This window comes from Micromonospora sp. NPDC051006, from assembly GCF_044456245.1.
Lineage (GTDB): Bacteria > Actinomycetota > Actinomycetes > Mycobacteriales > Micromonosporaceae > Micromonospora.
Window position 1 is genome coordinate 167789 of record NZ_JBITFP010000005.1, and the last position, 21334, is coordinate 189122.

Consider the following 21334-nt stretch of genomic DNA (forward strand, 5'->3'; position numbering starts at 1 on the left):
GCACCGGTCGGGGCCCCGGGGCACGCCGGGCCCGACCGGCGGGCGGCCTGACACCCACGGTCAGGCCGGGGTGGGCCGGCCATCCGGCCGACGCAGCGGGTCGGCCGGCCCACCCCACCGCCCGGACATGAACCCGGCGCGAAAAAGCCCGCAAAAAGAGGCCGTCACGGGATCACGCGTCGGACCGTGACGGAGTAACGTACGTCACCGGAGAGGCCGCTCCCCCCGTGGCGGCCTCTCCCTTTATGTGCTGGTCTCGCCGTCGGTAGCGGTGACCGGGTGCCGCAGCCCGGGATGGCCGGGCGGCAGCGACCGCCGCACCACCACCCAACTCAGCGCCAGCGCCGCCGCCACCAGCGGCCAGGTCAACGCGACCCGGGCCACCACCAGCGCGACCACCTGACCGCCGAGGTAGAGCGGCACGAACACCGCCACCCGCAGCAGGTACGTCGCGGTCCACACCCAACTGCCCCGCCCGTACGCGCGCAGCAGCGCCGGATCCCGCCGCCACCGGCTGCGCTGGCCGAGCGCGGCGCCCACCACCACCCCCAGCAGCGGCCAGCGCAGCACGATGCTGACCGCCCAGGCCAACGCGCTCGCCGCGTTGGAGAGCAGCTGGAGCAGGAAGAAGTCGGCGGCCCGACCGGTCCGCAGGGCGATCAGCGCGGCCACGCAGACGGCGAGCAGCCCGATCAGCACCGAGCGCGGCCGGTCGCCCCGGCGCAGCCGCCAGCCGGCGACCACGGCGCCGGTGACCACCGCCGCGCCCACCCCGGCCCAGATCGACTCACCGCCGAGCAGCCAACCGGCGGCGAACGCCACCGGCGGCAGGGTCGCGTCGATCGCGCCGCCCCGGCCGCCGAGCAGGTCCGCGAGCGACTCCGGCCGGCCGGAATCCGGCTCCGGCGGGCGGGCATCGTGCTCCGGTGTGGCGCCCACGTCACCTCCTCACGTCGCCTAAAATTTAGCGGGCGGCCCACCGGCCGGTCCGGGCCGGCCAATCGCTACGGTGTGCGGGTGCGAGCGACGGCGCGGGGTTGGACAGCGGTGTGGTTGGTCCTGTTCGCCCTGATCCAGGCGGCAGCCTTCCTCGCGGTGTGGCGGGTGGCCATGCACACCGGCGTCGGGCAGTGGCTCGACACGGTGGCGCTCACCGGCAACCGGATCGGGCAGGACCGCATCGACGGTCCTGTCGACCGGCTCCTCAACGCCATGTCGATCGTCTCGCTGCTGGCCGCGACCGCGGTGATCGGCTTCATCGCGCTGATGCGCGGCCGGATCGCGCTGGCGATCACCGCGACCCTGCTGATCGCCGGCGCGAACGTCACCACCCAACTGCTCAAATGGGGCCTGTCCCGCCCCGACTTCGGCATCGACCTGGAACGCGTCTACGCGGGCAACAGCCTGCCCAGCGGGCACACCACGGTCGCGGCGTCGGTGGCGGTGGCCCTGGTGCTCGTCCTACCGGCCAAGGTCCGGGCGGTCGGCGCCTTCATCGGCGCCGGCTACGCGGCGGTCGCCGGGGTGGCGACCCTCTCCGCCGGATGGCACCGGCCCAGCGACGCCGTCGCCGCTTTCCTGGTGGTGGGCGTCTGGGCGGCGCTGGCCGGGCTGGTGCTGCTGGTGACCCAGCGGGAACAGGCCCAGTTCTCCGCCGGCGACGCGCACCGGGCGGCCGCGACGGTGCTCGGCGTGGGCGGCGTGCTCGCCCTGGTCGCCTCGGGGGTCGCCCTGGCCTGGCTGGTGGACCTGCGCGGGGTCGACCCGGACGAGCTGGGCCGGCGCGCGCTCTTCGCCGGCTATGCCGGCAGCGCCACCGGCATCGCCGGAACGATGTCCGTGGTGATGGCACTGGTCCTCGCCGTGGTGCACCGGCTGGTGCCCCGCCACAAGGGTTGAGGCTGCTCAGCGGGCGTACAACCCCACCACGGTCCCGCTGGCGAACTCGTGGCCGGTGATGGCCTGGTGCACGTCCGCCGCCTGCGGCGCGTCCGGCAGGTCCAGCGGGCGGTTCAGCGCCCAGAGCCGGAAGAAGTAGCGGTGCGGGTCGTCGCCGCGCGGCGGCTGCGGCCCGCCCCAGCCGATCTCCCCGAAGCCGTTCGGCCACTCCCGGCCGCCCGTGGGCACCGCGCCCTCGCCGATCCCGCCGGAGACCGGTTGGATGCCGGTGACCAGCCAGTGCAGGAACGGCTCACGCCCGGCGTCGCGATCCTCCACCAGCAGGAGCAGCTCGTTCGCCCCCTCGGGCACCTGCCCCCACTCCAGCGGCGGCGACACGTTGCCGCCGTCGCGGGCGAAGCGGTCCGGCAGCAGGTCGTGGTCGTTGAACGCGGTGCTGCGCATCATGATCCCGGCCATCGTGGCGCCCCCTCACTCGGTCCCGGTCGCGCGTACCCGCCGGACCGGCGCCGAAACGGCCGGAGCGCGTGACCCGGCGTCGTGAGAGGGTACGGGCGGCAGCCGGACGGGGGGAGCAACGGTGGAGACGGTACGGGCGGCGTTCCGGGACGAGTGCGCGCGACTGGGCGAGGTGTTGCGTGGTCTCGCCGAGGCGGACCTGGACCGGCCTACCGACTGCCGGCCCTGGACCGTACGAGAGCTGCTCGCCCACGTCCGCAGCGGCGCCGGCCGACTCACCGACATGCTCGCCGCACCGGCCCCGGACCGGGCGGAGGTGGACGCCGCCGGCTACTTCGGCGCACCGAAGTTCACCCCCGACGTCGACGCGGCCCGGATCGACAGCGGGCGGCGGGAGGCGCGACAGCTCGACGGCCCCGCGCTGGTGGCCGACTTCGACCGGGCCTGGCGGGCCGCCGTCGCGGCGGTCGCCGTCGCGCCTGCCGACCGGGTGGTCCGCACCCGCCACGGCGACGCGATGAGTCTCACCGAGTTCCTGCGTACCCGGGTGGTGGAGGTCGGTGTGCACGGCCTGGACCTCGCCGCGGCGCTGCACCGCGCGCCGTGGCTCACCCCGGCCGCCGCGGAGGTGGTCGCCGAGCTGCTCGCCGGTGGGCGACCGGTCCCGGTCGAGCTGGGTTGGGACCGGCTGACGCTGATCCGCAAGGCGACCGGGCGGGCGCCGCTCACCGACCGGGAACGGGCGGTGGTCGACGCCGCCGGCTTTCGCTGGCTCTCCTTTGGCGGCTGACCTTCTGCCACAAGCACTCCGCCGCAGGTCACAGGTCGTCTCCATGCCTTTCGAAGACCCGTTGTTGACCGTCCCTGCGCGCCGGTGGTCATCTCGTCCGGCGGCGCCCGTAGGCCACGACGGTGATGACGGCTGCGGCACCGGCGGCCGTGACGACCGGAACGGGTTTCGCGCGCACGGCGGCGCCGACCTTCGCTGTCGCGGCACGCGCGGAGGTGATCGCGGCGGACCCGGCCTTACCGGGGGCCTGCGTGCCGGCGGCCGCCGAGGCTCGCACTCGGGCCACGGCTTGAAGGCTTTTCTGCTTCGCAACCGCGGCCCGCTGGGAGGTGTTCTGCCTGACCGTGGCGAACCTCTGGGCTGCCGAGGTCCTCACGGACTGACTGACCGTGGTCAAGCGCTGCCGGAGTCCGCCGGCGGTTGTGGTGGCCTTGGTGTGCAGGCGGGTCTTGACGTCGGTCTTGGCGGCCAGAGCGGCGACGGTATCTCCCAGCTCCGCGCGTGTGTGCTGGATGTCCTGCCGCGTCTTGTCCGGGTCGTTGGCTGCGTTTGCCGTGCTCATGGCTGCCTCCGACCCGCCGCGCCGCGTATCGTCTCGGTGTCTGCCCGCACGCTGTCCCTGGTTTCCGTCGGTGTGGGTGGCATGGCCTTTGTGACCTGCTTCTTTCCCCATTGCGCCGCTACCGCTGCGGCGATGAGCAGGATGACGGCGACGATGACCGCGGCCAGCGCATCCGGAATGACCGCGCCCAGGGCCAGCACGACTGCGGCGACGAGGACGCCGCCGCCGTAGAACCCGAGCGTGGCGCCACCACCGAGCAACCCGGCGCCTGCGCCTGCGCGTTTGCCCTTCGCCGTCATCTCCGCACGGGCCATCGTCAGCTCGTCCCGGACCAGGCGGGTGATCTGGTCCGTGGCGCGCTGCACCAGCTCAGGGACCGGGGTGTCAGCAGAGGCAGCGCCGGGGCTGCCGCCGGGTTTGTCTGCCATGAGTGCCCCCACTTGTTCTCGCGTTCTGTAATGGCCAGAGACGCCGACGGGTGACCTGGTCGGCCACGTTCGACTGGTGCTCCAGGATGGCCGCGTCAGCCTTGCTGCACCGCTGACGCGGCCAACGAGCCCTGCGAGAATCCGTCGGAACGTTCGACCGGAGACGGGAAGGCAGTGTCGCTTAGATGGCCGGCGGCGTCACCCGCCGGAATGTCGCTTCCCTGCCTGTGACGCCGCAGCATCAGCGCGCCCGCCGCCCCGGTCAACGCCCCCACCGCGAAAGCAAGGACCAGCGCTTGTCGGATGCTTGAAGTGCTCTTGCGCGCCATGATCGCTCCTTGGACCCAACGTGCCCGTAGAGCCTTGATTGTCTGACCCGCACGCTTGAGCCATGCACCGAATCGGTGGACTTGTATGGCAACCCACGCGGGCCCGGGGCGGTGAATGGCCGGGGGGCCGTCGGGTACGCAGGGGTTACACGCGAAAGGAGGACGACCCGTGCAACTCACAGAACAGCAGGTGCGTTCGCTGTTTGACCAGGACGTCCAGGACCAGGCGGATACCAAGATCGGCAGTGTCGGCCAGGTATGGGCCACTGCGGGCCACCCTGCCTGGGTCAGCGTGCACACTGGTGGTGGCCAGGAGCCGATGGCCCCGCTGGGCAACGCGCAGATGCAGGACGGGCGGCTGAAGGTTGCCTACGACAAGGCAACCGTTCAGAACGCCCCGAGTGTGCCACGTGGCACGAATACGCCGCTCAACGCGGAGCAGACCGCGCAGCTGTACGCGTACTACCGGATGCAGCCGCAGCAGACCTCGCAGAGCCGTGAGGAACTGATCCGCTCTGAGGAGCGGCTGCGGGTGGGCACGGAAAGCCAGCCCGCTGGCAAGGCGGTACTGCGCAAGAACGTGGTCACCGAGGACGTTCACACCACCGTGCCGGTCGAGCACGATGAGGTGTACGTCGAGCGCGAGCCGATCACCGCCGCGGGTGCGGGTGACGTTCGCGCCGAGATGGGCGCGGCGGAGCAGGAGATGCAGTTGCGCGCCGAACGTCCCGTGGTGGCCAAGGACCGGGTGCCCGTCGAGCGGGTCCACCTGGCCAAGAACGAGGTGGTCGAGGACCAGCCGATCGATGAGCAGGTCCGTCACGAGGAGATCGAGGCGAACATCCCCGAGCCCAGCCGCCGCCGGCGGTAAGAGCCTGGGCCCTGTGACAGGGTGCCGTGGGCGGGTGGGTCATCGGCCCGCCCGTCCCCGACCGAATTTGTGCTGGTCAGGTCCCGCTCGCACGTGGTGTCGGGTGAGGATCCGAACCCCTGGAGTTCACGGGTGACACAGAGCGAAGCGACCGCGGCACCACCGGATAGGTGACGAGCACGGAAGGGGCAGGTCATGACATCGGTTGGCCAACGAATCAAAGGATTCCTGAACAGCCCTCAGGGCCGCAAAATGATCGAACGCGGGCGACGCCAAGCGGCGAAGCCGAGCACCCAGCAGAAGCTACGGCAGTTCGCGGAGCGCATGACCGGGCGGCCATCCGGCCGTTGACCGTGCGAGAGCGGACCGGCAGAGCTCCCGGTCGGCTGTGTCAGCCATACCCAGACGGCTCGCCGGTAGGGGCGGGCAGGGTGAGCGCCCCTACCGGGAATTGCGAAATCGCCTGTGATCAGGACGGCCGTCTAATGATCGGGGCATGTGGGAGAAGGTCGACGTGCCGTGCGTTGGAGGTCCGGCCAACGGCCGGTCATTGCTGGTGCCCGTCGACGAAGGCGGTGTCCCGCCCGACGTGATCGACCAGAACTGGCTGTGGGTGGAGTTCGGTGGCGAGTTACCCGATGCCGAAATGGCATCGTCTAGTGCCTTCGTCTCACTTGTCGTCTCGTTCGTTGGCGTACGGGGCAACTGTAGATGAACGGCCGGCCGAGTTGGCCTGGGTGGCGAGCCGGCGTTCAGGACGATTAGGGCCTGTGTCGAAATCGGTTGGCGCCAGTCGTTGATCGCAGCGATCTGTACGGTGGCCGGGTGGCGCACGGCGAGTTTGTTGAAGCGGTGGCCACCGCACGGTTGCGCTCGAGCCGGTTGATGCCGCACTCGACCGCGTGGCGCTGCTTGTCAATCTCCGGGTCGAAGGTCGGTGGCCGGACTCCGTTGACCCCGGACCACGCTGCCGATGGTGATGACGACAGCGGAACGACCCCTGCCCGTAACCCCGGCAGATTGACGACGGAGGAGGCCATGGCCTTGCGGTTCGAGCATCGCGACACCGAGATCGACGTGAGCCTCGTCGACCGCGTGTGGCGCACCCGCTCTGACGCGGAGGAGACGATGACGTCCGCAGCACGCACCTGCTGGCATCTGATCCTCTCGCGGGCGCAGGGACGCCTACTCGCCAGCCTGCGCGGGCCGGAGACGAGGGCGACTACGGCACCGGTCCCGTCTGGCACCGAGTTCCTCGGGGTCCGGTTCGCATTCGGCGTGGTTCTTCGGCCGCATCCTGCCGCCTCGATCGTCGATGGATACGTGCCGTTCCCCGTGACGGAATCGGGCAGGATCGTCATCGGCGGCGAAAGCTGGGAGGTACCGACGTTCGAGAACGTCGAGCACTTCGTCCGGCGATTGCAGGACGCGGGTCTGCTGGTGCGATCGCATCTCGGGAACGAGGAGCGGGTCGCCGAGCATCCCGGAGCCAGCCCGACCGAGCGAACCCTGCAGCGTCGCTACCGAGCGATCATTGGACTATCGCGAACCGCCGTAAGGCAGATCGACCGCGCGAACGCCGCAGCCACGATGCTGCGTGACGGCCTTGACTGGCGCACAGTCGTCGAGACGTTGGGGTACTTCGACCAAGCGCACCTCGCGCATGCGCTGCGTCGCTACGTCGGGTGCACCGCACGCGAGCTGCAGGCGGGCCGCTTTGCCGCGATGTCGTTCCTGTACAAGACCCACCCTGGGCCCGGAAGCTAGCGTCCGTCTGCCAGCCAACCCTGGCCGGCTGTCCGCGACCCGAATTCAGAGGAAAACCGTGCTACTCAGCGTCAACATCTTCGTCAGTCTCGACGGCATCATGCAGGGACCCGGAAATCCCGACGAGGACCGCTCCGGCGGCTTCGACCGCGGTGGGTGGCTCGTTCCGCACGGCTCGACGCACACCAACGAGGTCGTCGAGAGCTGGTTCCGTGAGGCCGACGCGTTCCTCTTTGGCCGTACTAGCTTCGGCCTGCTCGGCGGGTACTGGCCGAAGGTCACCGAACCTGACAACCTGATCGCCACCAAGCTCAACACGCTGCCGAAGTATGTCGTCAGCTCTACGCTGACCGACGATGAAGCCGATTGGAACCCGACGACGGTCCTACGCGGTAACCCGGTCGACGAGGTACGCCGCCTCAAGGAGCTTCCCGGCAAGGAACTCCAGGTTCACGGAAGCTGGAAACTCGTGCAGACGCTGCATCAGGCAGGACTCGTCGATGTCTACCGGCTGCTCCAATACCCGGTCATCGTCGGCACGGGAAAGCGCCTGTTCCCGGACGGATCGACGCCCGCGACGTTCGCAACCGTCGAAGAGAGCTCGCGCGTACTGCCCGGCGGCGTCGTCTCGCTGACCCTCAACCCCACGAGCCTCGGCGCGATCTCCGCAGGCGCGTACACGGTCGACGAAGGGCGCTCGGCGACGGTCCTCGACTGACATCGGCCGGCTTAGGCCCTGACCTCCGGCTAGGGCCCGGCTCTCTTAAGGAGTGGACGCGGCGGCGGCACGATATTCGACGTACCGGGTGACTCAGAGCGCGGGCGTTCGGGCGAGGGGCGAGCGTCCGCGAACGCCTAGGCTGGCGGTGTGATCCGGCTGCGGATGGGTCTGGCGGATGTGGCGAGGATGCGACTTGCGTTCTCGCCGCTCGCCGAGGTGATCGAGAGCCTGTACCAACTGTCGTCGGGGCGGGTGTCGCCGCTGCACCAGGGCTGGTTGGCGGCGACGTGGGACGGCCTACGCGCGGTGGACATGGCGTTGTTGGGCGCGGTGGTGCCGGCGAGTGCGTACGTGGCGGATTTCCTGTTCGTGGCGGCCACCGGCGCCAGCACCATCGACGATCAGCTGCGGTTGGTTGCCGAGTCGCCCGTTCCGGGAATCCGTGCCGACCTGGCGGCGGTGTGGGAGCGGGAGCCCATGCCGGCGCCGGCCCAGGCGTTGGTTGCCGAAGGGGCGGCTGGCGCGCGACGGTTGGCCGACGAGCTGTGGCGGTACTGGTCGGTGGCGATCGAACCGCATTGGCGGGAGCTACGCGCGGTGCTGGAGGATGATGTCGCGTACCGGGCTGGCCGGCTGACCGGCGGTGGTGTCGACGCGCTGCTGTCGAGTTTGCACCCGGAGATCAGCGTGCGTGGTGAGTTCCTGCGGATCGACAAGCCCCGACACTCGGTGGAACATGACCTGGCTGGTGACGGGCTCGTGCTGGTGCCGTCGGTCTTCGCGTGGCCGAACCTGGTAGTGGACAAGAGCCCCGACCGACCGGCGAGCCTCATCTATGCCTGCCGAGGAGTTGGCACGCTGTGGGAAGGCGATTCGCGGGACGCCGACTACGACGACGACGCGCTGGGTGCGCTGCTGGGTCACAGCCGCGCGGCGATCCTCAGCTGTCTGACGCTGCCGAAGTCGACCACCGACCTCGCCCGTGAACTCAGTCAGAGCGCACCGTCGGTGAGCTTCCACCTGTCGGTGCTGCGCCGCAATGGCCTGGTGATGTCGTGGCGTTCCGGGCGCCGGGTGTTGTACCGGCGAACGCCGCTGGCCAGCGTGCTGGTCACGGCTGGTCCGGGGCGCGGGCGGGGCTGGCCGGATCCCGGGTGAGGTGCCGACGGCGACGCCGGATTCCAGGGCCATCGAATCGTTGGTGACTTCCCTCCAGGGCTGCGACGGTGACCGGACGCAGGCATTCGACGCGCTACGGTGCCCGGTCGAGTCGCAATCTGGCCTTATCGCGACCATCACCGCAGGCCGTCGATCCTTGCCGATCACTCGACAAGGGAAGGCAGGAATTGTGCTGAACGAAGATACGCGTGGCCTGACCCGACGCACCGTCTTGCGCGGGGCCGCCACGGTCGGCGCCGTCGCAGGCCCGCTCGGGGTGGTGGGAACAGCGGTATCCCCGGCGTCTGCCGAGCCCGGGGCGACGTTGCCGGCGGCCACAACCGACGTGACACCGTTCCAGTTGTCGGTGCCGGACAGCGCGCTGCGCGATCTGCAGCGGCGGTTGGCGGCGGCCCGGTTTCCGGAGCGGGAGACCGTCCCCGACGGGTCCCAGGGCGTGCCGCTGGAGCGGGTACGCGGCCTTGTCGAGTACTGGCGGACGCGGTACGACTGGCGTCGGGTCGAGGCGCGGCTGAACGGGTTCGGCCAGTTCCGCACCCAGATCGACGGGTTGGGGATCCATTTCCTGCACGTACGTTCCCGCCACTCCAGTGCCATACCGGTGGTGCTGACCCACGGCTGGCCGGGTTCGGTGGTGGAGTTCCTCAACATGATCGGGCCGTTGACCGATCCGACGGCGTTCGGCGGGAGCGCCGCGGACGCGTTCCATGTCGTGGTGCCGTCCCTACCGGGCTTCGGGTTCTCCGACAAGCCGGCCACGACCGGGTGGAACATCCAACGCACCGCCAGAGCCTGGGCGGTACTCATGTCCCGGCTCGGCTACCGTCGCTGGCTCGCACAGGGCGGCGACCTGGGCGGCTCCGTGACGCACGAACTCGCCAAGCTCGGGCCCGCCGGACTCGCCGGGATCCACCTCAACTTCTTCCCCGTGTTCCAGCCCCCGGTCAGCGACCCGCCGACGCCACCAGAGCAGGAAGCGCTGGACAAGCTGCAGCGATTCTTCGACGACGGCGCCGGCTTCATCTACCAGCAATCCACCCGCCCCCAGACGGTGGGGTATGCGTTGACCGACTCCCCGGTGGGGCAGGCGGCGTGGATCTACGAGAAGTTCATGGAGTGGACCGACAGCGACGGCAATCCCGAACGGGTCCTCGGTGTCGACCGGATGCTCGACGACATCATGCTGTACTGGCTGCCTGGCACCGCCGCCTCCTCGGCCCGGATCTACTGGGAGGACGCGCGGGCCGCCGGCACGGCCGATGACTTCGCGGTCCCAGTCGGGTTCACGGTCTTTCCCCGCGAGATCATCCCAACTCCGAGAATCTGGGCCGAGCGCGTCTACAAGTCCAAACTCGTCTACTTCAACACGGTCGCCCGTGGTGGCCATTTCGCCGCGTTCGAGCAACCAGAAACCCTCACCGAGGAGCTGCGGAGGTTCGCACGCCTGGTCCGTTGACCCACCAGGCGGAGGTGGGGTGACCCAAGCTGTCGCGGGACGGTAGAGGATCCGCTGAAACAGGGGCTCCGGACAGGGTGAACCCGGTGGGTGCGGGCCGGCAACTTACCGGCCCGCACCGCGCCGTCGGGCGCACGCGGGCTCGACTCAGCGCCGCGCGGGCTAAGATCCAGCCGTGCCCTTGACGGCGAACGACGTCGACCGGTTCGAGGCCTTCAGGCCCCGCCTGGAGGCCATCGCCTACCGTCTCCTCGGCTCCTCCGTGGAGGCCGAGGACGCCGTGCAGGAGACGTTCCTGCGCTGGCAGGCTGTCGACGTCGACCGCATCGAGGTCCCCGAGGCCTGGCTGACGAAGGCCCTCACCAACCTGTGCCTCAACCAGCTCACTTCCGCGCGGGCGCGCCGCGAGACCTATGTGGGCGAGTGGCTTCCCGAGCCGCTGCTCGGCGGGGACCCGATGCTCGGCCCGGCCGACTCCGCCGAGCAGCGCGAAACGGTTTCGTACGCGGTCCTCACCCTCATGGAGCGCCTCTCGCCCAACGAGCGGGCGGTGTACGTGCTGCGGGAGGCCTTCGACTACCCGCACCGGGAGATCGCCGAGATCCTCGACATCAGCGAGGCCGGCAGCCAGCAGATCCTGCACCGTGCCAAGAGGCGCATCGCGGACGGCAGGGCCCGCACCGAGATCGACAAGGCCACCGCCCGGCGGATCGTCGAGGAGTTCATGACGGCCACCACCAGCGGCCGGATCGAGCCGCTGGTACGCCTGCTCACCGCGGACGCCGTCTCGGTCGGCGACGGCGGTGGGAAGGTGCCGGCCCGTGCCCGGGCGATCGAGGGCGCCGTCGCGGTCGCGAAGTTCCTGCGGGGCCTGTTCAAGCCCGGCGAGGCCAAGCGCGCCCTGCTCGGCGGCGAGGTCGAGATCTACGCCTGGACCGCCAACGGCGACCCCGCCGTCCTGGCCGTCGTGGACGGCCGGGTCGTCGGCGTCATGTGCCTGGAGGTCACCGCCGAGGGGATCGCGGCGTGCCGCAACCAGGTCAATCCCGACAAGCTCGCACGCGCGACCGCGCACTGGGCGGCCGCCGAGCACGGGGAGCCCCTGTTCCGGGCCTTCTGACCCCTACGTGAGCTGCTTCACATCGCGCTGCTGTCAGGAAACGGCGGGCCGCCCGGTTCAAAGGGCAATCCCGCGCAGACAGGAGCAGCGAAATGCAGCACCGGATCATCGTCCTCGGAGCCGGATACACCGGAGCCATCGCCGCCGGCCGTCTCGCCAAGCGGCTCCGCCGCGAGGACGTCGCCATCACCCTCGTCAACGCCGAGCCCGACTTCGTCGAACGCGTCCGCATGCACCAGTTGGCGACCGGCCAGGACCTCAAGCCCCGGCCATTCCGCGAGATGTTCTCGGGCACCGGCGTCGAATTCCGGCTCGGGAAGATCACCGGTGTCGACGTCGACCGCAGGACCGTCGCCGTCGTCGACGCGAACGGCGCCGAGGAACTCGCCTACGACACGCTCGTCTACGCCCTCGGCAGCGGCTGGAACGCCCAGGGCGTTCCCGGGACCGCCGAGCACGCCTACGAGATCGCCAGCCGCCCTGGAGCGCGCCGGCTGCGCGAGCGCCTGGCCCGACTCGACGCCGGGCAGACCGTGGTCGTCGTCGGCGGCGGGCTCACCGGCGTGGAAGCCGCGACCGAGATCGCCGAGGCCCGCCCGGACCTCGACGTCGCCCTCGCCGCCCGCGGCGGCCTCGGCGACTGGCTCTCGCCCAAGGGCCGCGCGCATCTGCGGAAGGTCTTCGACAAGCTCGGGATCACCGCGCACGAGCACGCCGCCGTCACCGGCGTCGAAGCCGGCCACGTCACCACCGCCGACGGAAAGGCCATCCCGGCCGCGGTCACCGTCTGGGCCACCGGCTTCGCGGTCCACCCGATCGCGAAGGCGACCGCCCTGGAGGTCACCGGCACCGGCCAGATCGTGGTCGACGGCACCATGCGCTCGGTCTCGCACCCGGACGTGTACGCCATCGGCGACGCGGCCATGGCGATGGGCCCCGGAGACAAGCCGCTGCGGATGTCGTGCGCCTCGGGAACTCCGGCCGCGTGGCAGGCCGCCGACGCGATCGCGGCGCGCCTGACCGGCGGGAAGCTCCCGAACACGCCGATCCGCTACTTCAACCAGTGCATCTCGCTGGGCCGCAAGGAGGGGCTGATCCAGTACGTCACCGCCGACGACCGCGCCGTGCAGGCGGTCCTGACCGGACGCCTCGCCGCCGTCTACAAGGAGCTGGTCTGCAAGGGCGCCGCCTGGGGCGTGGCCAACCCGACGCTCGGGCTGCCGACCCGGCGCCGCCGCGTCACGGGGGAGCGGGCGGCGGGCCCGGCCGTCCGGGCAGAGGCCTGACGCACCGAGCGAAACGGGTGCCCTCGACGCGAGGGCGCCCGCGCGTTCCCGGGCTCGCGTGCCGCACGGTGGGCCGGCGGCAAAGGCCCTGACCTGGTGTTCTGCATCGGTCCGGCGCCTTTCACATTCCGGGTCGGAGCGCCGGGCCGTCGGGATGCCGACCAGAATGAGGGCATGCGAGCCGCGTACATCGAGCGTCCCGGGTCCGCCGCCGACATCCGGTTCGGCGAGCTGCCGGCACCCCGCCCGGGCCCGACCGATGTCCTGGTCGACGTGGTCGCCACCACCGTCAACCCCGTCGACACCTTCGTACGCTCCGGGGCCTATCCCACGCCGCTGCCGTGGCCCTTCGTGGTCGGCCGCGACCTGGTCGGCCGGGTGGCCGAGGTGGGCCCGGGCGTCGCCGGCTTCCGCCCCGGAGACCTGGTCTGGTGCAACAGCCTGGGGCACGACGGACGGCAGGGCAGCGCCGCCGAGCAGGCCGTGGTCGCGGTGGACCGGCTCTACCGGCTGCCCGCCGGCGTCGAGCCGGCCACCGCGGTGACCGTGGTGCACCCGGCCGCCACCGCCTACCTGGCGTTGTTCGTCCACGGCCGGCTCCGGCCCGGGGAGACCGTGGTCGTCGCCGGTGGCGCCGGCAACGTCGGGGCGGCGCTGGTGGCCCTCGCCGCCACGGCCGGTGCCCGCGTCGTGGCGACCGCCTCGGCGGCGGACGCCGACTACTGCCGGCGCAACGGCGCCAGCGAGGTGCTCGACTATCGCGCCCCCGACCTCGTGGACCGGCTGAGATCGGCCTGCCCCGACGGCGTCGACGTGTACCTGGACACGGCCGGGCGCAACGACGTGGAGTCGGTGCTCGACCTGCTCGCCCTACGCGGACGGATCGTGCTGTTCGCCGGGGGCGCCTCCCGGCCGGTGGTGCCGGCCGGCGCGCTCTACCAGTACGACCGCGCCGTCATCGGCTTCGCGATCTCCCGCGCCACCGTCGCGGAGTTGGCCGAGGCCGCCGGCATGGTGAACCGGCTGCTCGCCGACGGGCGGATGGCCCCGCGCGAGATCCTGCCGCTGCCGTTGTCGGCGACGGGGGAGGCGCACCGCATGCTCGAGCGGGGTGAGCTGCGCGGCCGGCGGGCGGTGATCCGCCCGTGACCGCGGCGGGCGGCACCAGGCGATGATCGGCAGCGAGTCGCGGTGACGCGCAGGGGGCCAGGCGGCCCCGTGGTCATTTCGCCGTCACGCAGAACTCGTTGCCGTCGGGGTCGGCCAGCACGACGGCGCCGTCCGCACCGACCTCCAGCCGAGTGGCCCCGAGGGAAACCAGTCGATCGACCTCCGCCTGCTGGTCGCCACCGACCGGGGCAAGATCGAAGCGCTGCCGGTTCCGCACCTCTTTCGGGGTCACGGGCGGGCCGCCCCACGCGACCTTGGTGCCGCCGTGCGGCGACTGGATTGCCGTCTCCTGGTCCTGGTCCCACACTAGCGGCCAGCCCAGCGCCCGGCTCCAGAAGAGGCCGACCTCCCGGGTGCCGTCGCAGGCGACTTCCCCGAGAAAACCGCACCCGGCGAGGAAGGTGTTGCCATGCTCGATCACGCAGAATGCGTTGCCTTCGGGGTCGGCCAGGACTATGTGTCCCTCCTCAGGGCGCTGCCCGACGTCGAGGTGGTCGGCGCCGAGTTCCAGTGCCGTCGCCACCGTCTGGTGCTGATCCGTCGGGCCGGCGCTGGTCAGATGCAGGTGCATGGTGCGCCTCGGCCCTACCTGCTCCGCGCGGCTCGGGACGAACCGGAGGCTGAGCTGGGTGTCCGTGCCAGGCAGGAACACCCCATGGGCGTCCTCGACGATCTGCCGGCCGAGCAGGTCGGCCCAGAACTTCGCCAGGCGAGCAGGGTCGTGCGCGTCGTAGGTCACCGTCAGCAGTCGCGAGCGCATCACCGCACAGTAGATACGGGCCGGAAGGACGACAAGGCGAATTCGGTCGGACGTGCCGCGAGCTGCGAAGGGTGCCGTGACGGTCGCGCGCCGGATCTCCGCTCACAGATGTTGAAAGCTAAGCACCGGCGGCGAGCCGGTGCTGTCGGGGGCTCACCCCACGGCGGCGTTTGAAGGCGGTGCTCAGGGCGAAGGAGCTGCCGTAGCCGACGCGGTGGGCGACCGCACCGACTGTGGCGTCCGGCTCGCGGAGCAGGTCGGCGGCGAGGGCCAGCCGCCACTCGGTGAGGTACGACATGGGAGGCTCACCGACCAGCGCGGTGAAGTGGCGGGCCAGCGCGGCCCGGGAGACCCCGGTCTGGGCAGCCAGGGACGCCACGGTCCAGGGCTGGGCAGGGTTGTTGTGCAGCAGCCGCAGGGCCTTGCCGACCACGGGGTCGCCGTGTGCCGTGTACCAGGCAGGGGCCTTGGCCCCGGGTTGGGCGGACCACTCCCGCAACGTGGCGATCAGCAGCAGGTCGAGTAGGCGGTCGAGCACCGCTTCCTGACCGGGGTCGTCCTTCACGATCTCGGTGGCCAGCAGCGGGACCAATGGGGAGTCCCAGGAGTCGCGCCGCACGACCACCAGCGGCGGCAGCGCGCCCAGCAGCCGCTGGCCGACCGCACCCTGCATCGTGTACGTGCCGGTGAGCAGGATCGTCGGACCGTCCAGGCCATTGCCCCAGGTCCGTACGCCCAACTGGGTCATCTCGAACAGTTCCTGGCCATCGGGGGTGGTGCAGCGCTGGCCCGGATGGATGATCACTTGCGGCACCGTGGCCGGGTCGTCGGCGACGGTGTACGGGCCGGTGCCCCGGATGATCGCCACGTCCCCTGGGCCGAGCCGTGCGGCCGCGCCCTCATCGGGAACGATCCAGGCGTCGCCTCGGACGACGGCCACCAGGGTGAGGGGCGCCTCGTCCTTGATGGCCATCGACCAGGGCGGGGTCAGAATCGAACGGAGCAGGAACGCGCCCTGCGCCCGGGGTCCGTCGAGCAGACCGGAGACAGCATCCACGTAGACGAGTGAACACAAAGGTGCGCGTCCTGGCTATGTGCAGTCTCACCGGCCCGCACTTCAATGGTTCCTATGACGAACGCGCGAGAGCAGAAGACGATCCTGGTCCTGGGCGGCACGGGCAAGACCGGCCGTCGCGTCGTACCGCGACTGCGGGCCGGGGGAGTGCCGGTGCGGGTCGGTTCCCGGTCCGCCGCGCAGCCCTTCGACTGGACGGACCGGACGACCTGGGCGCCGGTGCTCCGCGACGTCGGTGCCGTGTACGTGTCCTTCTACCCGGACCTCGCCGTGCCGGGCGCCCCCGAGACCGTCGGCGCGTTCGCCGATCTCGCGGTGGCATCCGGGGTCACCCGGCTGGTGCTGCTGTCCGGGCGGGGTGAGGAGGAGGCCCAGGCTGCCGAGAAGCTGATCCGGTCCGTGGGGGTCGAGTGGACGATCCTGCGGTCGAGCTGGTTCAGCCAGAACTTCAGCGAGGACTACCTGCGGGAGCCGGTGTCGGGCGGTGAGGTGGTTCTCCCGGTGGGGACCGTGCCCGAGCCGTTCGTGGACGCCGACGACATCGCCGAGGTGGCGGTGGCGGCACTGACCGGAGGCGGACACGCGGGGCAGATCTACGAGTTGACCGGGCCGCGGCTGCTCACCTTCGCCGACGCGGTCGACGAGATCGCCCGGGCGACCGGCCGGCGTATCGACTTCGTCCCGGTCTCCGTCGAGGAGTACGCGGGGGCGTTGGCCGCCGAGGGTGCGCCGGCGGAGGTGGTCGAGTTGCTGACGTACCTGTTCACGACCGTCCTCGACGGCCGCAACGCCCAGGTGGCCGACGGGGTGCAGCGCGCCCTGGGCCGGCCGCCGCGCGACTTCGCCGACTACGCCAAGGACGCCGCGGCCACCGGCGTCTGGGACCGGGCGTAGTCGGCGACTCCGTCGTCGCCGCACGGGGTGCGGCACGGCGACGACGGATCGTCGCGCGGGTCACCGCGCCTCGGCCGCCAACCCCTCGACGAGGTCGCGAGGGAGGCCGTGCGTGTCGTGCAGGTAGCGGTAGTCGTCCTCGGTGAGCGGCCCGCCGGACAACTGGCGGGCGACGACCGGGCGACCGCGACGCAGCAACTCGCGGAACCGCCGCTCCTCCTCGCGCAGCAGGCCGCGCAGCTCGCCGACGTCGACGCCCAGCCGGAACCAGTCCAGCGTGTGCGTGATCGGCTCGGTCGGCAGGTCCGACAGGGTACGCGTGGAATCGTCCCGCCACAGGATGGTGAGCACCCGCCGGACCAGCCGGCGCAGCACGTACCCGTGTCGGGTGTTCGACGGCCGTACGCCGTCGGCCACGACGACGACGCTGGACCGGAGGTGGTCGCAGACGCGCCGGAGCGAGTGCTCGTCCGGACGCCACAGGTCCGTGACGGCACGGACCCACGGGCCGAAGCCCTCGCCCTCGAAGACCGAGCGTCCGCCCCGCAGCACCATCTCCATGCGCTCCAGACCCATCCCGGTGTCGACGTTGGGCTGGGCCAGCGGGGTCAACCGGCCGTCATCGTGGCGGTGGTAGCGCATCTGGACGTGGTTCCACACCTCCATCCACCGGTCATCGGTGGTGGGGGTGCCGCTCGGTGGGGCCTCGCCGGTCCAGACGAAGATCTCCGAGTCGGGTCCGCACGGTCCGGTAGGTCCGTTGGACCACCAGTTCTCCGGCCCGGTCAGCTCCACCGGCACGCCGAGCTCCTGCCAGACCGCCAGCGAGCCGTCGTCCGGTCCCACCTGCTCGTCGCCGCCGAACACGGTCGCGTACAGCCGGTCCCGGTTCACGCCGAAGCCGTCGCGGAGCAGGTGGTAGCCCCACCGCAGGCTCTGCGGGCCGTCGTAGTCACCCAGCGACCACGAGCCGAGCATCTGGAACACGGTCAGGTGAGTGGGGTCGCCGACCTCGTCCAGGTCGGTGGTGCGCAGGCAGCGCTGGACGTTGACCAGGCGGTCGCCCAGCGGGTGTGGGCGTCCCTCCAGGTACGGGGTCAGTGGGTGCATCCCGGAGCTGGTGAAGAGCACCGGATCGTCGGACGGCCGGATAAGCGAGCTCTCGGGCAGCAGCAGGTGTCCGCGCTCGCGGTAGAAGTCCACGAAGGTGTCGATGATCGTTTGCGGGTTCACGGCAGGAGGGCCTTTCGGGTCAGGAAGACCGGAAAGGTCCGCGTGGGCGCGGGTGGTGGCAAAGAGGACGTACGGCGCCGTCGGACCGTTTCCGGTCGCCGGCGGGAGTCAGGAGATCAGGCGGCGGCGACCGTCGAGCGGGTAGCTCGCGCGGTCGCGGCGGTGGACAGCCTGGTGATCTCCATGGCTGCACTATATCTCGCGGTGGGGCCCGCACCCACCGCGTTCCGGGCCGGGCCGGTCGCCGGCACGGCTCGGGATCGGCCCCCGACGCCACCGCTCCGGGGGCGGTGGCGACTATGCCCCGCCACCCTGCCCGGCGTCGTGGCCGCCCTGCGAGGCGCCACCGTCGGTCTGCCCTTCAGCGCTGCTCCGGGTCGCGCCGAAGGCGATCGCGAAGGCGATGCCGATGGCGATGCCGAAGGCCACCCCGCCTGCCGGACCGAGCAGGGGAATGCCGATCACCAGACCGAGCAGGATGCCGACCGGCCACGCCCAGGCCTTGGATTGGCTCTTTTCCGTCTTCGGTTCTGCTGCCATTCCTCGATGTTATTCGGCCACCGCTGCGGTCCAGCCAACGGCGAGCGGCAGCCACCGAAGGCGGTGGCCAGCGTCGCCGGGCGGTCACGCCTGCGGCGTCGCCTCGGGGGCCTCGTCGGCGTCCTGCTCCTCGGCCGCGTCGTCGTCCTTCGCCGTCTTCTCCTCGTCCGCCGCCTTCACGGGCGCGGGCTGGGTCCAGGAGAACTCGATCTCGACGGAGAACTCCGTCTCGCTCTCGCGTTCGATCTCCAGCTCGCATCGCACCTTGTCCGCGACCGCGACCGCGCCGGCGGCGCCGTAGTAGACCCGTCCGTCAGACTCCAACTGGTTGGCCAGCTGACGCAGCCAGGCGGCCAGGTCGGCCCGCGACACCGTGCGGGCGTCCTCGTAGATATCCATATGGGCCATGCTCGCATTCCACAAAGGACGGTCGGGGAACGGGCCCGATCACGCGAGGGTCGGCGGCAGTGATATGGATCTTGTAAGGGCGCCGGCGGCCCGGCGGTCAGCTGGCGGAGCGCGGCGCCGGCACGTGCGGGGCGGTGCGGCGCAGGTGCTCCAGCACCACCGGGTCGATGCGCCCCGGCACCAGCCGCTCCTCCAGGTTCTCCATGCCGGCCCAGGAGACCAGCGCCTGCTCCGGGCCGGCCGGGTCCTGGTGACCGAGGGCGGCGAGCAGCGCGCCCACCTCGGCGGCGAGCGCGCCGGTGAGGTCGAGCAGGGTGGCCGGGTCGGGCCGGGTGAAGAGCAGGCTGTGCACGGCCAGCAGCCGGTCGAGCTCGGCGACCGGGTCCGGGTGGTCGTCGACGCGCAGGTCGACCACGACGTCGCTGCCGCCGCCGTAGCCGCCGCCGCGCCGCACCACCAGCAGGCCGGCGCTCTGCCGGCCACGCCGGTCGCCGCCGGCCTCGTCGCCGGCGCGCAGGGCGGCCAGCAGCCGCTGCGGGAACGGCAGCGTCGAGCCGGCCAGCCAGGTGTCGCGCAGCGCGTCGACCACCTGCGGCCCGGTGAGGATGTTGCCCTGCGCCGCCCAACCGTCGCCGGCCTGGCCACCGGCCCAGTCGTGACACTTCGGGCCGGTCCAGGTGGCGCCCGGGCCGGTCGCGGCGACCACGCCGAGCTGCCGGTGGTCGCGCTCGCCGTCGGCGGCGACCAGACCGGCCACCACGTCGGCGGCGGCCACTCCGGTGCGCAGCATGGTCAGCCCCTGCGGGCGGTAGGCGAGATTGGCGCTGGCCTGGGTGGCCAGCGCGCCGACGTCGGCCTCGGCTGCCGGGACGAGTGCCCCGGCGGCGAGGAACTTGCTGGCGACGGCGACGCCGTGCAGCTGGCCGTCATCGGAGCGGGCGACGATCGAGAAGGTCACCGGCAGAGACTATCCGGGCCGCGGCGCGGTCGTCGTACCTCGATGCTCAGCGCGGTGGGGCGGCGGCCTCCGGCGGGCGGCCGTGCGCCCGGCGGGTGTCGGCCACCGCGACCGCGATCAGCACCACGAGGGCGGTGGCGGCGGCGAACAACCCTGGCGCGCGCACCACCAGCGGCGTCGACGCCAGCAGTACCAGGATCGCGATCCACCGCGACGGTGAGACCCGGCTGAAGACCTCGTACTCGAAGCGGGCCCGGCCGGCCAGGAAGAGCACCGGTCCGCCGATCACCATCGCCACCCAGGCCATGGGGAGCCGCTCGACCGGATGGTCGATGACCAACTCGTACCCGATCGCCACGGCGGTCAGGCCGATCACCATCACCAGATGGGTGTCCGCCGAGGACCGGCCGACCGTCGCCGGGTGCCGGGCCTTGCTCACCGCCTCGGCGAGGATCTGCCCGGCCCGCTGCATGTAGATCCGCCACAGCACGATCGACGTGGCCAGCGCCAGCCCGAACGCGGCGGCGTGGCCGGCCTCGTACGGCCCCTTGCTGTACGCGAAGCCGGCGACCAGGATCGTCTCGCCGAGCGCGACCAGGAAGAACTGCTGGTACCGGTCGGACAGGTGCTCCGGGGCGATGTCCCAGCGCGAGACGGTGGACCGGCCGAGCCCGGGCACCGGCCAGCCGCAGCGGGCCGCGAGATATTCGGCGAAGAGCGCAACCGTCCAGAGCACCACCTTCGGGTTGGTGGGCAGCAGCGCGCCGCCGATCCAGAGCACCCCGGTGGCGGTGTAGATGAGGGTCATCCGCAGCTTGAGCCGCCGGTAAGGGTGCGGGCCGAGGGCGATCATGAGGATCAGCGGCCGGGACACCTGCGCGACCACGTACGCCACCGCGAACATCACGCCCGTGGCGGTGAACGCCCGCGGGACCGCCACTCCCATCACCATGCTGCACACCAGCGCGGTGATCACGATGGCCTGCAACCAGGTGTGCTGCGGGTCGTACCGGCTGGTGGTCCAGGCGGTGCCCTGCCACACCGCCCAGAGCGCGAGGAGCAGCAGCAGCGTCTTGCCGCCTCCGGTGACCGCGGTCCAGCCGTGCGCCATGCCCTTCTCGACGGCGAGGTCCTCGAAGGCGCGCGCCGAGATGCGGGTCAGCGCGAAGACGTAGACCAGATCGAAGAAGAGCTCCAGAAAGGTGGCCCGCCCCGGATCGCCCGCCGTCGGTGCCAGGCGGCTCCTGCCCCCGTTGGCCACGGTCAGCGCGTTCCGGCGTCGGCGCAGCTCACCCGGCATTCGTAACACCGGCGGCGGCACGGCCGACCGGCAACCGGGAAACCGGGTTCCGTCCGGGGCCGCCCGGCTTGGCCTCGGCCGGGATCTTGCTCCGGGCGGAGGTTACCGGGCAGTATCGACGGGTGACGA

The 21334-nt window shown here is 71.4% G+C and carries 24 protein-coding genes; 12 read left to right on the forward strand and 12 right to left on the reverse strand.

The window, feature by feature from the left end; genetic code table 11:
- Positions 1-243 precede the first annotated feature (243 nt).
- The gene (locus ACIBBA_RS11515; protein ID WP_396696172.1) at positions 244-939 is read right to left on the reverse strand and encodes a DUF3159 domain-containing protein; all 696 of its coding nucleotides are present in this window, start codon (positions 937-939) and stop codon (positions 244-246) included.
- A gap of 72 nt (positions 940-1011) precedes the next feature.
- Between ACIBBA_RS11515 and ACIBBA_RS11520 the strand changes: the two genes are divergently transcribed.
- Complete coding sequence (locus ACIBBA_RS11520) at positions 1012-1899, forward strand: phosphatase PAP2 family protein (RefSeq protein WP_396696174.1); 888 nt, start codon at positions 1012-1014, stop codon at positions 1897-1899.
- A 6-nt stretch (positions 1900-1905) separates the two neighbouring features.
- On the opposite strand, the gene ACIBBA_RS11525 is transcribed toward ACIBBA_RS11520, so the two are convergent.
- Positions 1906-2358 (reverse strand): YbhB/YbcL family Raf kinase inhibitor-like protein, encoded by a 453-nt coding sequence (locus ACIBBA_RS11525; protein ID WP_396696176.1) that lies wholly within the window; start codon positions 2356-2358, stop codon positions 1906-1908.
- A gap of 121 nt (positions 2359-2479) precedes the next feature.
- Here ACIBBA_RS11525 and ACIBBA_RS11530 point away from each other — a divergent pair, with 121 nt between their 5' ends.
- Positions 2480-3148 (forward strand): maleylpyruvate isomerase N-terminal domain-containing protein, encoded by a 669-nt coding sequence (locus ACIBBA_RS11530; RefSeq protein WP_396696178.1) that lies wholly within the window; start codon positions 2480-2482, stop codon positions 3146-3148.
- A gap of 88 nt (positions 3149-3236) precedes the next feature.
- On the opposite strand, the gene ACIBBA_RS11535 is transcribed toward ACIBBA_RS11530, so the two are convergent.
- The 3 genes from ACIBBA_RS11535 to ACIBBA_RS11545 form a co-directional block, all read right to left on the reverse strand.
- Entirely contained in the window at positions 3237-3710 is a 474-nt protein-coding gene (locus tag ACIBBA_RS11535) for a DUF3618 domain-containing protein (protein ID WP_396696180.1), read from the reverse strand.
- Positions 3707-4138, reverse strand: a complete 432-nt coding sequence (locus ACIBBA_RS11540) for a phage holin family protein (protein WP_396696182.1) — start codon at positions 4136-4138, stop codon at positions 3707-3709. Before ACIBBA_RS11540 ends, ACIBBA_RS11535 begins: the two co-directional genes overlap by 4 nt.
- A 95-nt stretch (positions 4139-4233) precedes the next feature.
- Positions 4234-4467 carry a hypothetical protein gene (locus tag ACIBBA_RS11545; protein ID WP_396696184.1) on the reverse strand — a complete coding sequence of 78 codons (234 nt, stop codon included), beginning with the start codon at positions 4465-4467 and terminating at the stop codon, positions 4234-4236.
- A gap of 169 nt (positions 4468-4636) precedes the next feature.
- On the opposite strand from ACIBBA_RS11545, the gene ACIBBA_RS11550 reads away from it, so the two are divergent.
- The 9 genes from ACIBBA_RS11550 (at position 4637) to ACIBBA_RS11590 (ending at position 14016) form a co-directional block, all read left to right on the forward strand.
- Positions 4637-5338, forward strand: coding sequence for a YsnF/AvaK domain-containing protein (locus ACIBBA_RS11550; RefSeq protein WP_396696186.1), 702 nt, complete (start codon positions 4637-4639; stop codon positions 5336-5338).
- A gap of 496 nt (positions 5339-5834) precedes the next feature.
- The gene (locus tag ACIBBA_RS11555) at positions 5835-6053 is read left to right on the forward strand and encodes a hypothetical protein (protein WP_396696188.1); all 219 of its coding nucleotides are present in this window, start codon (positions 5835-5837) and stop codon (positions 6051-6053) included.
- A gap of 110 nt (positions 6054-6163) precedes the next feature.
- On the forward strand, positions 6164-7105 hold the full coding sequence (locus ACIBBA_RS11560) for a helix-turn-helix domain-containing protein (protein WP_396696190.1): 942 nt from the start codon (positions 6164-6166) through the stop codon (positions 7103-7105).
- Between the two features lie 58 nt (positions 7106-7163).
- Positions 7164-7823: a dihydrofolate reductase family protein gene (locus ACIBBA_RS11565; protein WP_396696192.1), complete on the forward strand. Its 660-nt coding sequence runs from the start codon at positions 7164-7166 to the stop codon at positions 7821-7823.
- A gap of 150 nt (positions 7824-7973) precedes the next feature.
- Positions 7974-8984 (forward strand): DUF5937 family protein, encoded by a 1011-nt coding sequence (locus ACIBBA_RS11570; RefSeq protein ID WP_396696194.1) that lies wholly within the window; start codon positions 7974-7976, stop codon positions 8982-8984.
- 1 nt (position 8985) lies between these two features.
- On the forward strand, positions 8986-10461 hold the full coding sequence (locus ACIBBA_RS11575; protein ID WP_396696196.1) for an epoxide hydrolase family protein: 1476 nt from the start codon (positions 8986-8988) through the stop codon (positions 10459-10461).
- A 175-nt stretch (positions 10462-10636) separates the two neighbouring features.
- Complete coding sequence (locus ACIBBA_RS11580; protein ID WP_396696198.1) at positions 10637-11581, forward strand: RNA polymerase sigma-70 factor; 945 nt, start codon at positions 10637-10639, stop codon at positions 11579-11581.
- Between the two features lie 92 nt (positions 11582-11673).
- A complete protein-coding gene (locus tag ACIBBA_RS11585) occupies positions 11674-12867 on the forward strand; it encodes an NAD(P)/FAD-dependent oxidoreductase (RefSeq protein ID WP_396696200.1) in 1194 nt (397 codons plus the stop codon).
- A gap of 174 nt (positions 12868-13041) precedes the next feature.
- Positions 13042-14016, forward strand: a complete 975-nt coding sequence (locus tag ACIBBA_RS11590) for an NADPH:quinone reductase (RefSeq protein ID WP_396696202.1) — start codon at positions 13042-13044, stop codon at positions 14014-14016.
- A 73-nt stretch (positions 14017-14089) separates the two neighbouring features.
- Here ACIBBA_RS11590 and ACIBBA_RS11595 read toward each other — a convergent pair whose 3' ends face one another.
- Positions 14090-14797 (reverse strand): VOC family protein, encoded by a 708-nt coding sequence (locus ACIBBA_RS11595; protein WP_396696204.1) that lies wholly within the window; start codon positions 14795-14797, stop codon positions 14090-14092.
- A gap of 118 nt (positions 14798-14915) precedes the next feature.
- Entirely contained in the window at positions 14916-15854 is a 939-nt protein-coding gene (locus ACIBBA_RS11600) for an AraC family transcriptional regulator (RefSeq protein WP_396696206.1), read from the reverse strand.
- 72 nt (positions 15855-15926) lie between these two features.
- On the opposite strand from ACIBBA_RS11600, the gene ACIBBA_RS11605 reads away from it, so the two are divergent.
- Positions 15927-16766, forward strand: coding sequence for an NAD(P)H-binding protein (locus tag ACIBBA_RS11605; RefSeq protein ID WP_396696208.1), 840 nt, complete (start codon positions 15927-15929; stop codon positions 16764-16766).
- Positions 16767-16826: 60 nt separating this feature from the next.
- Here ACIBBA_RS11605 and ACIBBA_RS11610 read toward each other — a convergent pair whose 3' ends face one another.
- The 5 genes from ACIBBA_RS11610 to ACIBBA_RS11630 all read right to left on the reverse strand — a co-directional run bounded on the left by ACIBBA_RS11610 (position 16827) and on the right by ACIBBA_RS11630 (position 21205).
- Positions 16827-17999: an alanine--tRNA ligase-related protein gene (locus ACIBBA_RS11610; protein ID WP_396696210.1), complete on the reverse strand. Its 1173-nt coding sequence runs from the start codon at positions 17997-17999 to the stop codon at positions 16827-16829.
- Positions 18000-18296: 297 nt separating this feature from the next.
- The gene (locus tag ACIBBA_RS11615; protein WP_396696212.1) at positions 18297-18539 is read right to left on the reverse strand and encodes a hypothetical protein; all 243 of its coding nucleotides are present in this window, start codon (positions 18537-18539) and stop codon (positions 18297-18299) included.
- 84 nt (positions 18540-18623) lie between these two features.
- A complete protein-coding gene (locus tag ACIBBA_RS11620) occupies positions 18624-18947 on the reverse strand; it encodes an amphi-Trp domain-containing protein (RefSeq protein ID WP_396696214.1) in 324 nt (107 codons plus the stop codon).
- Positions 18948-19044: 97 nt separating this feature from the next.
- A complete protein-coding gene (locus ACIBBA_RS11625; protein WP_396696216.1) occupies positions 19045-19905 on the reverse strand; it encodes a DUF1028 domain-containing protein in 861 nt (286 codons plus the stop codon).
- Positions 19906-19951: 46 nt separating this feature from the next.
- On the reverse strand, positions 19952-21205 hold the full coding sequence (locus tag ACIBBA_RS11630; RefSeq protein ID WP_396696218.1) for a low temperature requirement protein A: 1254 nt from the start codon (positions 21203-21205) through the stop codon (positions 19952-19954).
- Positions 21206-21334: the final 129 nt, after the last annotated feature.